The organism is Pseudomonas sp. KD5, from assembly GCF_012932895.1.
Lineage (GTDB): Bacteria > Pseudomonadota > Gammaproteobacteria > Pseudomonadales > Pseudomonadaceae > Aquipseudomonas.
In genome coordinates this window covers 114,300-126,409 of sequence record NZ_JDWJ01000006.1, presented here as the reverse complement: position 1 = coordinate 126,409, position 12,110 = coordinate 114,300, and the positions used below count along the sequence as shown (strand labels likewise).

The following is a 12,110-nucleotide window of genomic DNA, read 5'->3' as shown; positions in this document are numbered from 1 at the left end:
CTCCTCAGGCTTGGGCAATCAGACGGTCGTAAGCGTCTTGATCCAGCAGTTGGCCGACAGCCGAGGCGTCGGTTGGCTTGAAGCGGAAGAACCAGCCTTCGCCCAGCGGATCTTCGTTGACCAGTTCAGGGCTGCTATCGAGGGCCGGGTTGGTCTCGACCACTTCTCCGTCCAGAGGCATGTACACACCGCTGGCAGCTTTTACCGATTCCACTGTGGCGGCTTCTGCGCCTTTGTCGTAGGACTGCAGCTCAGGCAGTTGTACGAAAACCACGTCGCCCAGTGCGTTCTGTGCGAAAGCGGTGATGCCGACCGTAACGGTGCCGTCAGCTTCGGTGCGCAGCCATTCGTGATCTTCAGTAAAACGCAACTCGCTCATGGAAACTCCTAAGGGGGCCAGACTCGTCTGGTGGACGCGATGGAATGCAGGGGCAAAAACCCTGCTTTATAGGAGGTTACTAAGCAAAAAGGCGGCCAATGTTATTTTTATGTTTAAAAACAGCAACTTAGATGTTTGCGTAAACCGTTGTGTTTCTGCGGCTGTAGCGAAATCGCTACAGCTTGAAGCAAAGAAAAAAGCCTAGGTGGATCAAAGCCTTGCACGGCGCTGATTGGGAGAGGGTGTATCGATATCATTCCACTGTAGCGCTTTCAGTACAGATGGAGGTCGCTTTTTGGCATGGTTTTGAAGGCGGCAAAAACCTGCGGGAGCGGCGGTCTATGGTGTTTAGAGAGATAGCCTTTCAGCCACAAGCCTCACGGCTTATTGGGAATCCCGTACTTGCGCAACCGATGGGCAATCGCGGTGTGGGAGGTTTGCAGGCGGCTGGCCAGTTGGCGGGTCGAGGGGTAGCTGACGTAGAGCTTTTCCAGCAGGTCCTTCTCGAACGCTTCCATGGCCTGTTCGAGGCTGTCGACCTCGATGTCGCTCTGGCGCGCCACAGAGGTGCCGGCGATGTCGAGGTCGCCGATGTCCACCAGGCTGCTTTCGCAAATCGCCGCGGCGCGGAAGATCACGTTCTGCAATTGCCGTACGTTGCCTGGCCAGCGATTGCCCAGCAGTGCCGGGTAAGTGCCGGGGGCCAGGCGACAGACCGGACGCTGGATCTGCGCGCAGGCCTGCTGCATGAAGTAACGCGCCAGCAGCAGAATGTCCTGGCCGCGCTCGCGCAGGGGCGGGACTTCGACATTCAGCACGTTGAGTCGATAGAACAGGTCTTCGCGGAAAGTGCCTTCGCTGACCATTTTTTCCAGGTCGCGATGGGTCGCGCTGAGGATCCGCACGTTGACCTTCACTTCGCGATCGCCACCAACCCGACGGAAGCTGCCGTCGTTGAGAAAACGCAGCAGTTTCGCCTGCAAATACGGCGACATTTCACCGATCTCGTCGAGAAATACCGTGCCCTGGTTGGCCAGTTCCATCAGCCCCGGCTTGCCGCCCCGCTGTGCCCCGGTGAAGGCACCGGGGGCGTAGCCGAACAGTTCGCTTTCGGCGAGGTTTTCCGGCAGTGCCGCGCAGTTCAAGGCCAGGAACGGCGAACTGTGGCGGGTGCTGATGGCGTGGCAGGCACGGGCCACCAGTTCTTTGCCGGTGCCGGTTTCACCCTGGATCAGCAACGGTGCATCAAGGGCTGCGACTCGTTGGGCGCGGGCCTTGAGCGTACGAATGGCAGGGGATTCGCCGAGCAGGGCATCGAAACCTTCAGCGTGATCGTGGTGCAGCGCCGAGAGGCGTTCACCGATGCGGTTCGGTTGATACAGGGTCAGCAGGGCGCCGGCGTCGGTGATCGGCGTGGCATCCAGCAGCAGGGTTTGACCGTTGACGGTGATCTCGCGCAGCGGAAGGCGGAAGCCGTTTTCCAGCAATGTGTCGAGCAGCGCCGGGTCGGCAAACAGCTCGCTGATGCTTTCACCCGCCGGTTCGCGACCGTACAGGGCAATCAGTGCCGGGTTGGCCAGCAGCACCTTGCCGGCGCTGTCCAGGGCCAGCACCGGGTCGGTCATGGCGGCGAGCAGCGCATCGAGCTGCAAGTGACGGCGTTGACCGGGAAGGATGTCGACCACCGTCACCGCTTGCACGCCATGCACGTTGAACAGCGCATCGCGCAGCTCTTCGAGCACGGCCGGGCTCAAGGTCGGGGCGTCGATGTAGACGTTGGGTGGCACCATTTCCACCGCATCCAGATTGAGATTGCGCCCACCGAGCAGGGCCAGGACTTCCTGGGTGATACCGACGCGGTCGATGAAACTGACGTGGATGCGCATGGGGCGGTTTGGTTCTGGAGTGCGGAGGGTGGCAAGTATGCCTTGGGGCGGGCCAATGGTGAAATCCTGTACGGGACTTCATGACAACGATGATCTCCTGTGGGAGCGGGCAAGCCCCGCTCCCACAGGTTCAGCGTTCACCGTTTTATCCCAGGTGTTCAGGTTTGACCGGGTCGCCGGATTTGACGTCGAGTTGGGCCCGCACGTCTTCAAACATTTCGTCGTAGTACTTGTGCATGGCGCCGATGTTGGCGGTCTTGGGCATGCCGTACTTTTGCGCGATGCGCGTGGCGTGGCGGGCAAAGTCGAAGGCCTGGTCCTTGGGCAGATAAAACGCTTCATTCAGCTCCTTGCCCTCGACCGAACCACGCAGCGTGAAGAGCATGCCTTGGCCTTCCTTGGGATCCTGAGCAATTTTGTATTCGATGTGCAGGTTGTAGCTGTAATCGTCCTTGTTCAGCGCATGGCGCTCGATGTGCAGGTGTCCGGGTTCGAACGTAGCCATTGGCGTCTCTCCTTCAAAGGCATTGAATCAGGGCAGACCTCACGCCTGCCCCCCTGCGTTTCTTTCTTTCGTTTCTTTCTATTGATAACTGATGCCAGGCGTCGCTGTGCTGATACGGGTGCCGGCCTTGCCCTGGATGATCGCTTCGATGTCAGAGAGTGAACCGATTACCGCGACTTTCCCAGTATGGCGGGCGAACTCACAGGCCGCCTGGACCTTTGGTCCCATGGAGCCGGCGGCGAAGCCGAGTTTGTCCATTTCATCTGGGTGAGCCTGGGCGATGGCTTTCTGGGTGGGCTTGCCGAAATCGATGAACGCCGCATTGACGTCAGTGGCGATCACCAACAGATCGCTTTCCAACTGTTCGGCCAGCAACGCCGAACACAGGTCTTTGTCGATCACCGCTTCCACACCCTGCAGTTTGCCGTTGGCGTCGTAGATCGTCGGGATGCCGCCACCACCGGCGCAGATCACGATGCTGCCTTTTTCCAGCAGCCACTTGATCGGGCGGATTTCGAAGATACGTTTGGGTTTCGGGCTGGCGACCACGCGCCGGAACTTGTCGCCGTCCGGGGCGATGGCCCAGCCTTTCTCGGCGGCGAGTTTCTCGGCGTCGGCCTTGGAATAGACCGGGCCGATCGGTTTGCTGGGGGCCTGGAACGCCGGGTCGTTGGGGTCGACTTCGACCTGGGTCAGCAGGGTGGCGAACGGCACTTCGAAGTCCAGCAGGTTGCCCAGTTCCTGTTCGATGATGTAGCCGATCATGCCGTCGGTTTCGGCGCCGAGTACGTCCAGCGGGTAAGGCGAAACCTGGCTGTAGGCCGCCGCTTGCAGCGACAACAGGCCGATCTGCGGACCATTGCCGTGGGCAATCACCAGTTGGTTGCCGGGATGAATCTTGGCGATCTGTTCGGTGGCGATCCGGATGTTGGCGCGCTGGTTGTCCGCGGACATGGGCTCACCCCGGCGGAGCAGGGCGTTACCGCCCAGAGCAATGACGATACGCATAATGCAGATCCTTTCAGAGAGGGAGCGTACAACACGATGATCGTTCCCACGGTCCCCGTGGAAATGCCGCCCGGGACGCTCCGCGTCCCATGTGACGCGGAGCGTCAGTGGATGCATTCCCACGCAGAGCGTGGGAACGATCACCGCAACCAGTGTTCAGCCTCAGATATCCGCTAGCGCCGATACCAGAATAGCCTTGATGGTGTGCATACGGTTTTCCGCTTGCTCGAAGGCGATGTTGGCCGGCGATTCGAAGACTTCTTCAGTCACTTCGACGCCGTTGGCCAGGTGCGGATAGCGTGCGGCGATGTCCTTGCCGACCTTGGTTTCGCTGTTGTGGAACGCCGGCAGGCAATGCATGAACTTCACGCGCGGGTTGCCCGAGGCCTTCATCATGTCGGCGTTGACCTGGTACGGCAGCAGTTGCTCGATGCGCTCGTCCCACGCTTCCACCGGCTCACCCATCGACACCCAGATGTCAGTGTGGATGAAGTCCACGCCCTTGACCGCGGCTTTCGGGTCTTCGGTGATGGTGATGCGCGCACCGCTCTCTTCGGCGAAGGCTTTGCACTGATCGATGAAGTCCTGATGCGGCCACAGCGCTTTCGGTGCGGCGATGCGCACGTCCATGCCGAGTTTGGCGCCGATCATCAGCAACGAATTACCCATGTTGTAGCGCGCATCGCCGAGGTAGGCGTAGCTGATGTCGTGCAGCGGTTTGTCGCTGTGTTCGCGCATGGTCAGGGTGTCGGCGATCATTTGCGTCGGGTGGAATTCAGCGGTCAGGCCGTTGAACACCGGTACGCCGGCGAACTTGGCCAGCTCTTCGACGATTTCCTGTTCGAAGCCACGGTACTCGATGGCGTCGAACATCCGCCCCAGCACGCGGGCGGTGTCCTTCATGCTTTCCTTGTGGCCGATCTGCGACGACACCGGGTCGATGTAGGTGACGTGGGCGCCTTGGTCATGGGCCGCGACTTCGAAGGCGCACCGGGTGCGGGTCGAGGTTTTTTCGAAGATCAGCGCGATGTTCTTGCCTTGCAGGTGCGGACGCTCGGTGCCGGTGTATTTGGCGCGCTTGAGGTCGCGGGACAGGTCCAGCAGGTAGTGCAACTCGCGAGTGGTGTGGTGCATCAGCGAGAGCAGGCTGCGGTTGCGCATGTTGAAAGCCATGATTGGATCTCCTTGGGTTTCGGTTATCCCCTCGGCCGTGCTGGATAAGCATCGGCCAAGGCTCGAAAGTTAATAATCGATAGGGTCGCGAATGATCGGGCAGGTCATGCAGTGGCCACCGCCACGCCCGCGCCCGAGCTCACTGGCGCTGATGGTGATGACCTCGACGCCGGCCTTGCGCAGCAGGGTGTTGGTGTAGGTGTTGCGGTCGTAGCCGATGACCACGCCTGGCTCCACCGCCACCACGTTGTTGCCGTCGTCCCATTGCTCGCGTTCGGCGGCAAAGGCGTTACCGCCGGTTTCGACGACACGCAGCGCCTTGAGGTTGAGGGCCTTGGCCACGGTGTCGAGGAAGCTGGTTTCTTCACGGCGCACGTCGATGCCGCCCGGTTTGCTTTCATCGGGGCGCAGGCTGAAGGCGACGATCTGCTTCACCACTTCCGGGAAAATCGTCACCAGGTCGCGGTCGCAGAAGCTGAACACGGTGTCCAGGTGCATCGCCGCGCGGGATTTCGGCAGGCCGGCGACGATGACTCGTTCCACGGCTTTGTTCTTGAACAGGTTGACCGCCAATTGGCCGATGGCCTGGCGGGACGAGCGCTCGCCCATGCCGATCAACACCACGCCGTTGCCGATCGGCATCACATCACCGCCCTCAAGGGTGGCGTTGCCGTGGTCCTGGTCGGGGTCGCCGTACCAGATCTGGAAGTCGGCGTTGGTGAACTGCGGGTGGAATTTGTAAATGGCGGTGGCCAGCAGGGTTTCCTGACGGCGCGCCGGCCAGTACATCGGGTTCAGGGTCACGCCGCCGTAGATCCAGCACGTGGTGTCGCGGGTGAACTGAGTGTTGGGCAGCGGCGGCAGAATGAAGCTGGAGTGGCCGAGGAAGTCGCGGAACATTTGAATGGTCTTGCCGCCGAAACTGTCCGGCAGGTCATCGGCGGAAACCCCGCCGATGAGGAATTCGGCGATCTTGCGTGGCTCCAGGCTACGTAGCCAGGCCCCCACTTCATGGACCAGGCCGAGACCGACCGAATTGGCGGTGATCTTGCGCTCCAGAATCCAGTCCAGCGCTTCAGGCATCGCGACGATGTCGGTCAGCAGGTTGTGCATTTCCAGCACGTCGACACCACGCTCGCGCATTTTGGTGACGAAGTCGAAGTGGTCGCGTTTGGCTTGGGCGACCCACAGCACATCATCGAACAGCAGTTCGTCGCAGTTGTTCGGGGTCAGCCGCTGGTGGGCCAGGCCGGGGGAGCAAACCATGACTTTGCGCAGTTTGCCGGCTTCGGAATGGACGCCGTACTTAACTTTTTCCGTGGTCATTACCGTGTTCCTCCAGATCAAAACATTCAGGTGCTGCTTTTCATTACAGTGCTAAAGGGTCAGAAAGCCGGCATACAGCCCATAGGCCGCCACCAGGGCGCCTACGACGACGGCGGCGAAAATCAGCTTCTCGACGTTAGTGAAAACCGGTTTGTCGACTTCAAGTTTGGCCTTGGCGAACAGGATCGCACCGGGGGCATACAGCAGGGCGGAGAGCAGCAGGTATTTGACGCCGCCGGCGTACAGCAGCCAGATCGCGTAGATCAACGCGATGCCACCGACGATCAAATCTTTTCTGCGTTCGGCCAGGGCGTTTTCATAGCTCTCGCCGCGTACCGCCAGCAGCACGGCATAAGCCGCCGACCACAGGTACGGCACCAGAATCATCGAAGTGGCGAGGTAGATCAGCGACAGGTAAGTGCTGGCCGAAAACAGTGTGATGATCAGAAACAGCTGCACCATCGCGTTGGTCAGCCACAGCGCGTTGGCTGGTACAAGGTTGGCGTTTTCACGGCGCAAAAACGCCGGCATGGTGTGGTCCTTGGCGGCAGCGAACATGATCTCCGCGCACAGCAGCACCCACGACAGCAACGCCCCGAGCAAGGATATGATCAGGCCGACGCTGATCAGCACCGCGCCCCAATGACCGACCACATGTTCCAGCACCGCGGCCATCGACGGGTTCTGCAGTTTCGCCAACGCAGGTTGGGTCATGATCCCCAGAGACAACACGTTCACCAGCATCAGGAACAGCAGCACGGTGATGAAGCCGATGACGGTGGCTTTACCCACGTCGCTGCGTACTTCGGCACGGGCCGAGAAGATGCTCGCGCCTTCGATGCCGATGAACACCCACACGGTGACCAGCATCATGTTGCGCACCTGGTTCATCACACTGCCCAGGTCTGGGTTTTTGATGCCCCAGATGTCGGCGGTGAAGATCTCCAGTTTGAACGCGAACAAGGCGATCAACACGAACAGCAGCAGCGGTACGACCTTGGCGACGGTGGTCACCAGGTTGATGAACGCCGCTTCCTTGATTCCCCGTAACACCAGAAAGTGCACGGCCCAAAGCAGCAGCGAGGCGCCGATGACGGCAGCAACGGTGTTGCCTTCGCCGAAGATCGGAAAGAAATAACCGAGGGTGCTGAACAACAGAACGAAGTAACCCACATTGCCCAGCCAGGCACTGATCCAGTATCCCCAGGCAGACGAGAAACCCATGTAGTCGCCGAAACCGGCCTTGGCGTAGGCATAAACACCACCATCCAGCTCAGGCTTGCGATTGGCCAGGGTCTGGAAGACGAAAGCGAGGGTCAACATGCCCACTGCGGTGATTACCCAACCAATAAGAACAGCACCGACATCAGCACTGGCGGCCATGTTCTGGGGCAAAGAGAAGATTCCGCCACCAATCATTGAACCGACCACTAAAGCAACGAGCGCACCGAGTTTCAGTTTTCCGGGGGATTCAGACATCGCATGACTCCAGTGCAGGAGAAGAGAGACAACAGAGTAGTTCTGCTGGCTGTTCAATCAGCTGACATAGATCAGTGCATGGGCACATTCCATTGTTAATGAAAGACTTATGTATCTTTCTCGGACATAGCGGTATTACCGGGGAAGCCCTGTTCAGAGGGGGCAAGTCAGGTGGGCGTAAGCGGTATTGCTTGGGCTTTGAAATTAGTGTGTTTCTGCGGTTTCGCCAATTTTCTGATAACTGTTTATATGACAGATTTGATTTATCAGGTGCGCGGTACTGGAATTAATGAATAAACGTTATTTCGTTTTATCTGTTTAGTTAAAAATAACTACGTGACAGTGTTTGCAATGACTGTTCTGGCCTCATCGCGGGCAAGCCACGCTCCCACAGGATCACGCTGTACCTGTGGGAGCGGACTTGCCCGCGAAAGCTATCTGATGATCACCACCACTGCGCGCGATGGGCGCCCAGTTCCCCGGCCGGCAGCGCCCATTGCAGTGGCGTCCCGGTGATCTTCAACGGCACCTGCAACCGATGGGCCGGTCCCCACGGCGTTTGCTCAATCAACATCCCTTGATCGAGGTCATCCTCTGCGCGCAATGGCTCGTTGGTTCCGGCGCCATGTTCGATCAACAGCTTCGCCGTCCGTGCCAGCGACAACCGCGCAGAACCACCGTGCCCCAATAGCTTGATCGCACTGGCCGCCATTAAATACCCGGTGGCGTGATCAAGGGCCTGGACCGGCAGCGGTGTCGGTTTATCCGCCTTCTTCCAGTGCATGCCCGCGTCGGCAATCCCGCTGCTCATCTGCACCAGGCTGTCGAAGCCGCGGCGGTTTTGCCAGGGGCCGCTCCAGCCGTAAGCGTTGAGGCAAACATCGATCAGGCCGGGGGCCAGTGCCTGGCGTTGGGCGGTGCCGTAACCCAGGCGTTCCAAAGCATCGGCGCGGTAGCCGTGGAGCAGAATGTCGGCGTCCTTGAGCAGGCTTTCGAATACCGCGCGATCGGCTTTGTCGTGCAGATCCAGGCGCGCACAGCGTTTGCCCAAGGTGACTTCCGGCACCACCCCCGGTTCGTTCCAGGTCGGTGGGTCGATGCGCAGCACATCGGCGCCGAGCCCGGCGAGGAAGCGGCTGGCGATCGGGCCGGCGAGCACCCGCGTGAGGTCCAGTACCTTGATTCCGGCCAGCGGTTGCGCCACCGAGCCTTGCCACGGTTTGGCGTTCTGGCTGCCATCGGCGCTGAATTGGATCAACGGTTCGGCGTTCACGGCTTGACCTTGGGGGTGAGCTTGCCATTGCTTCCAGCTGCGCATCTCGGCGGCGCAACCACCGGCCTCGACCACCGCTTGTTCCAGATCGCTTTTCGCCCACTGAGCCACTTTGCTCGCCATCGCCGCGCGGTCGGCACAGGCGCCGAGCACTGATTCCGCAGCGGCGCGGTGATGGGGCGCGTTGGTGTGCAGGCGGATCCAGCCGTCCTTGGTCGCGTAGTCGCCGGCGACCGGATCCCACAGCGGCGGGACGCTCCACCCCACGGGGCGGATCGAGGTGGCGAACCAGAACGACGCCAGCCGGCGGTCGACTTCAAGGCTGGGCAAGCGACCGGTTTGTTGATGCAGCAGTTCGCTGGCGGCCTGGCCGGCGGCAGCAATGCTGGCGCAGGCCAGGTCGGTCACGGCAAATGCCGAGGGCAGGGCGCCGCTCGAGGTGAACGGGATTGGGGTGTGGGGCAAGCCGAGTGCGGCTTGAATGGACGTGAGTAAATCAGTCATCGAAGGCCCTCCGGAGCGAGAGCCCGAGCATAGTTCAAAAAGACGGCTCGGCCAGATGAAATCCTGTGGGAGCAAGACCGATCTGTCAGGGTATTCATCGATTTCCGAGCGCCAATACACACGATCCAGAATGAATGTTTAACGACACCCTGTGTTACGTCCTAAAGCCCACGAAACCTTGCGCCGTTGCCTACGCCTGCGCCAGAATCCGCCGGCTTGTGCGCCTTGGGGCCGGTCGGTAACTTGATTCGCATCACTGATTCCCAGTGATCGGGTTTAGCAGCCCGGCTGTGTTAGCTCCCGGTTGCATAAGTCTCATCCAGTCAGGCATTCGCCTGTGCTCGATGGTGGCTGTGCGCATGGCACCTTCGGGTGCGCCGGGTTTTGGGAGCTTACCGGTCTGCTAACTTGCGCATAGCCGCCACCCATCCGTTTAGCAGCGAGACGGACGCGGCCTTACTAGAGGTAAGTATCCCATGTTCAAAGTAACGCCAAACCCACCGCTCACCGACCCGGTCTCCCCCTACGAATCCCCCGATTCCAGAAAACTCAACGAAGCCGCCGAGCGCGCCCTCGACCATTACCTCAAGCCGGCGGCCACGGTCATGGCCTCACCCTACCAACCCAACAAGCTGTACATGGCCAACCCGGCGGCCGCCACCGAGCCGATGCTGGTCAACGCCAGCGAAACCCTGGGCTCGGCCACCGTCATGCTCAACGACTTCGCGGCTTTGCTTGAAGGCACTCACCGCAAAACCTTGCTGGGTATCGCGCAGGTGGTGATGCTGGCCGAACTGGCTGTGAATCAGGTGTTGGATAAGGTAGTGCCGACTGAGTAATCCCCCGAGGATTGGGGAATTGTTGGCTGAGTTCGAGAGTTGTGTTGCCTGAAATGATGCCTTCGCGGGCAAGCCTCGCTCCTACAGGGATGTGCATTCCCCTGTAGGAGCGAGCCTGCTGCCACAGCTTTACCCACGCCCCAGCAGATAGGTTGCGTAATCCGGGATGCGGTGTTCGTGAGCCTGATCCATCAACGGGCTGCTGAGCAGGTAGTCGGCGCTGCATTCGTTGCAGGCCACGGGGATGTTCCACACCGCCGCGACCCGCAGTAATGCCTTGATGTCCGGGTCGTGGGGTTGCGGTTCGAACGGGTCCCAGAAGAACACCAGCATGTCGACCCGCTGCTCGGCGATTTGCGCGCCGAGTTGCTGGTCGCCGCCCAGTGGACCGCTGATCATGCTTTCCACCGACAGGCCGAGGCGTTGTTGCAACAACAACCCCGTGGTGCCGGTGGCGACCAGTTCATGCTGCGCGAGTTTGTCTTTCTGCCGCTCGGCCCAGTCCAGCAAAAACACTTTGCAGTGGTCATGGGCGACCAGGGCGATACGCTTGCGCGCTGCCATGGTCTTTTGCGTAAAGCTGATACCGATCATCGGTTGCTGCTCCACGGTTTACTCGGCGTTGCAGAGCGCCAGGCAGTTATCGAGCATGCGGTTGGAGAAGCCCCACTCGTTGTCGTACCAGGCCAGCACTTTGAGCAGCTTGCCGCTGGACTTGGTGTGGTTGGCGTCGAAGATCGACGACAGCGGGTTGTGGTTGAAGTCGCTGGATACCAGCGGCAGGGCGTTGTAGCCGAGAATCTTCGAGTGTTGGCTGGCTTGTTTGAGCAGCGCATTCACTTCATCGGCCGACGCTTCGCGCTTGAGCTGCACGGTCAGGTCCACCAGCGACACGTTGATCACCGGAACACGCACTGCCATGCCGGTCAGTTTGCCCGCCAGGTCCGGCAGCACCAGGCCTACCGCTTCAGCGGCGCCGGTCTTGCTCGGGATCATGTTCTGGGTGGCGGAACGGGCGCGGTACGGGTCGGTGTGGTAGACGTCGGTCAGGTTCTGGTCGTTGGTGTAGGCGTGAATGGTGGTCATCAGACCGCTTTCGATGCCCAGCTCGCGGTGCAGCACCTGGGCCACCGGGGCCAGGCAGTTGGTGGTGCACGAGGCGTTGGAGATGATCTGGTGCGACTGGCGCAGAATGTCGTGGTTAACCCCATAAACCACAGTGGCGTCGGCGCCTTTGGCCGGGGCCGAGATGATCACTTTACGTGCGCCGGCCGTAATATGGGCGGCGGCTTTGGCGCGGTCGGTGAACAGACCAGTGCATTCGAATACGACGTCGACCTTCTCCGCGGCCCAAGGCAATTCGGCCGGGTTGCGAATGGCGCTGACCGAAATACGGTCGCCGTTGACGGTCAGGCTTTCCTGATCGTGCTGGACATCGGCATCGAATGTGCCGTGAACGGTGTCGTATTTCAGGAGGTGAGCATTCATCGAGCTGTCGCCCAGGTCGTTGATTGCCACGATCTGCAGATCCTGGCGATAGCCTTGGGTATACAGTGCGCGCAGGACATTACGGCCGATACGGCCAAAACCATTGATTGCGATTCGAAGAGTCATTTACAGCGCCGCCGTCGTTTTGTTGTTGGAATTACAAGATTATTCGCAAAAAAATAGAAAACAAGCCTTTTTAGTGGCAATATTTTGTTTTATCTACAACGAGTGACCTGAATCAACTGGTCCG

12 protein-coding genes are annotated in these 12,110 nt (G+C 60.0%); 2 read left to right on the top strand and 10 right to left on the bottom strand.

Translation table 11 applies throughout. The features are described from left to right. Window positions 1–4 precede the first annotated feature (4 nt). The gene (gene gcvH, locus AF70_RS14985; RefSeq protein ID WP_018926486.1) at window positions 5–379 is read right to left on the bottom strand and encodes a glycine cleavage system protein GcvH; all 375 of its coding nucleotides are present in this window, start codon (window positions 377–379) and stop codon (window positions 5–7) included. Here gcvH and AF70_RS14980 point away from each other — a divergent pair. Continuing rightward, the gene (locus AF70_RS14980) at window positions 378–584 is read left to right on the top strand and encodes a hypothetical protein (RefSeq protein ID WP_155954627.1); all 207 of its coding nucleotides are present in this window, start codon (window positions 378–380) and stop codon (window positions 582–584) included. The genes gcvH and AF70_RS14980 overlap by 2 nt on opposite strands. Before the next feature lie 172 nt (window positions 585–756). Here AF70_RS14980 and AF70_RS14975 read toward each other — a convergent pair whose 3' ends face one another. The 7 genes from AF70_RS14975 to AF70_RS14945 form a co-directional block, all read right to left on the bottom strand. Beyond that, window positions 757–2,265: a sigma-54-dependent transcriptional regulator gene (locus AF70_RS14975; RefSeq protein WP_028939412.1), complete on the bottom strand. Its 1,509-nt coding sequence runs from the start codon at window positions 2,263–2,265 to the stop codon at window positions 757–759. Between the two features lie 145 nt (window positions 2,266–2,410). Continuing rightward, entirely contained in the window at window positions 2,411–2,770 is a 360-nt protein-coding gene (locus AF70_RS14970; RefSeq protein WP_018926483.1) for a DUF5064 family protein, read from the bottom strand. 78 nt (window positions 2,771–2,848) lie between these two features. Beyond that, window positions 2,849–3,778 (bottom strand): carbamate kinase, encoded by a 930-nt coding sequence (gene arcC / locus AF70_RS14965; RefSeq protein ID WP_028939411.1) that lies wholly within the window; start codon window positions 3,776–3,778, stop codon window positions 2,849–2,851. Window positions 3,779–3,940: 162 nt separating this feature from the next. Continuing rightward, complete coding sequence (locus AF70_RS14960) at window positions 3,941–4,951, bottom strand: ornithine carbamoyltransferase (protein ID WP_018926481.1); 1,011 nt, start codon at window positions 4,949–4,951, stop codon at window positions 3,941–3,943. Between the two features lie 69 nt (window positions 4,952–5,020). Next, window positions 5,021–6,277 carry an arginine deiminase gene (gene arcA / locus AF70_RS14955; RefSeq protein WP_018926480.1) on the bottom strand — a complete coding sequence of 419 codons (1,257 nt, stop codon included), beginning with the start codon at window positions 6,275–6,277 and terminating at the stop codon, window positions 5,021–5,023. A gap of 51 nt (window positions 6,278–6,328) precedes the next feature. Next, a complete protein-coding gene (gene arcD, locus AF70_RS14950; RefSeq protein ID WP_028939410.1) occupies window positions 6,329–7,756 on the bottom strand; it encodes an arginine-ornithine antiporter in 1,428 nt (475 codons plus the stop codon). A 445-nt stretch (window positions 7,757–8,201) separates the two neighbouring features. Further along, a complete protein-coding gene (locus AF70_RS14945; RefSeq protein WP_028939409.1) occupies window positions 8,202–9,533 on the bottom strand; it encodes a CoA transferase in 1,332 nt (443 codons plus the stop codon). 476 nt (window positions 9,534–10,009) lie between these two features. Between AF70_RS14945 and AF70_RS14940 the strand changes: the two genes are divergently transcribed. Continuing rightward, entirely contained in the window at window positions 10,010–10,372 is a 363-nt protein-coding gene (locus AF70_RS14940) for a DUF6124 family protein (RefSeq protein WP_019581469.1), read from the top strand. A 129-nt stretch (window positions 10,373–10,501) separates the two neighbouring features. On the opposite strand, the gene AF70_RS14935 is transcribed toward AF70_RS14940, so the two are convergent. Together AF70_RS14935 and gap are read right to left on the bottom strand one after the other, a co-directional pair. After that, window positions 10,502–10,966: a methylglyoxal synthase gene (locus AF70_RS14935; protein ID WP_007934704.1), complete on the bottom strand. Its 465-nt coding sequence runs from the start codon at window positions 10,964–10,966 to the stop codon at window positions 10,502–10,504. A gap of 18 nt (window positions 10,967–10,984) precedes the next feature. Continuing rightward, the gene (gap, locus tag AF70_RS14930) at window positions 10,985–11,986 is read right to left on the bottom strand and encodes a type I glyceraldehyde-3-phosphate dehydrogenase (protein ID WP_018926476.1); all 1,002 of its coding nucleotides are present in this window, start codon (window positions 11,984–11,986) and stop codon (window positions 10,985–10,987) included. Window positions 11,987–12,110 lie beyond the last annotated feature (124 nt).

What these genes read in the sequence shown, in the direction of transcription:
- AF70_RS14980 (WP_155954627.1), top strand. Translation starts at nt 378, where the DNA reads ATGGAAACTCCTAAGGGGGCCAGACTCGTCTGGTGGACGCGATGGAAT.
- gcvH (WP_018926486.1), bottom strand. Translation starts at nt 379, where the DNA reads ATGAGCGAGTTGCGTTTTACTGAAGATCACGAATGGCTGCGCACCGAA.
- AF70_RS14975 (WP_028939412.1), bottom strand. Translation starts at nt 2,265, where the DNA reads ATGCGCATCCACGTCAGTTTCATCGACCGCGTCGGTATCACCCAGGAA.
- AF70_RS14970 (WP_018926483.1), bottom strand. Translation starts at nt 2,770, where the DNA reads ATGGCTACGTTCGAACCCGGACACCTGCACATCGAGCGCCATGCGCTG.
- arcC (WP_028939411.1), bottom strand. Translation starts at nt 3,778, where the DNA reads ATGCGTATCGTCATTGCTCTGGGCGGTAACGCCCTGCTCCGCCGGGGT.
- AF70_RS14960 (WP_018926481.1), bottom strand. Translation starts at nt 4,951, where the DNA reads ATGGCTTTCAACATGCGCAACCGCAGCCTGCTCTCGCTGATGCACCAC.
- arcA (WP_018926480.1), bottom strand. Translation starts at nt 6,277, where the DNA reads ATGACCACGGAAAAAGTTAAGTACGGCGTCCATTCCGAAGCCGGCAAA.
- arcD (WP_028939410.1), bottom strand. Translation starts at nt 7,756, where the DNA reads ATGTCTGAATCCCCCGGAAAACTGAAACTCGGTGCGCTCGTTGCTTTA.
- AF70_RS14945 (WP_028939409.1), bottom strand. Translation starts at nt 9,533, where the DNA reads ATGACTGATTTACTCACGTCCATTCAAGCCGCACTCGGCTTGCCCCAC.
- AF70_RS14940 (WP_019581469.1), top strand. Translation starts at nt 10,010, where the DNA reads ATGTTCAAAGTAACGCCAAACCCACCGCTCACCGACCCGGTCTCCCCC.
- AF70_RS14935 (WP_007934704.1), bottom strand. Translation starts at nt 10,966, where the DNA reads ATGATCGGTATCAGCTTTACGCAAAAGACCATGGCAGCGCGCAAGCGT.
- gap (WP_018926476.1), bottom strand. Translation starts at nt 11,986, where the DNA reads ATGACTCTTCGAATCGCAATCAATGGTTTTGGCCGTATCGGCCGTAAT.